This window comes from Cellulomonas sp. GbtcB1 (genome assembly GCF_019091725.1).
Lineage (GTDB): Bacteria > Actinomycetota > Actinomycetes > Actinomycetales > Cellulomonadaceae > Cellulomonas.
This window is the reverse complement of the sequence record NZ_JAGXJG010000347.1, coordinates 1-254: the sequence shown is the minus strand read 5'-3', so window position 1 is coordinate 254 and position 254 is coordinate 1. Positions and strand designations below refer to the sequence as shown.

1 protein-coding gene is annotated in these 254 nt (G+C 72.4%); it reads left to right on the top strand.

From position 1 onward, the window contains the following. Positions 1-15: 15 nt before the first annotated feature. Positions 16-254: hypothetical protein (locus KVT14_RS20660; RefSeq protein ID WP_217617321.1), on the top strand; the 239-nt coding region annotated here is incomplete at its 3' end.

Sequence of the window (254 nt, the reverse complement as noted above, 5' to 3'; positions counted from 1 at the left end):
CCCGACGTCCAGGGCGTGAACGGCGCGTTCGGCGACGTGGACACCACGGTGTTCGACAACTCGGTGCTGGACGCGCCGGTCGGGATCGCCGCGCTCGGCCTCGAGCCCGGGGCCACCCCGGCCGTCACGGTCTGGGCGTCCTCGGACTACGCGGCCGACCCGAGCGGCCAGGTCGACGCAACTGAGCCGTTCACGGTGGACCCGTTCGACACGCCGTACTGGTTCGACGGCGGCGTGACCGACGCCCTGTGGTT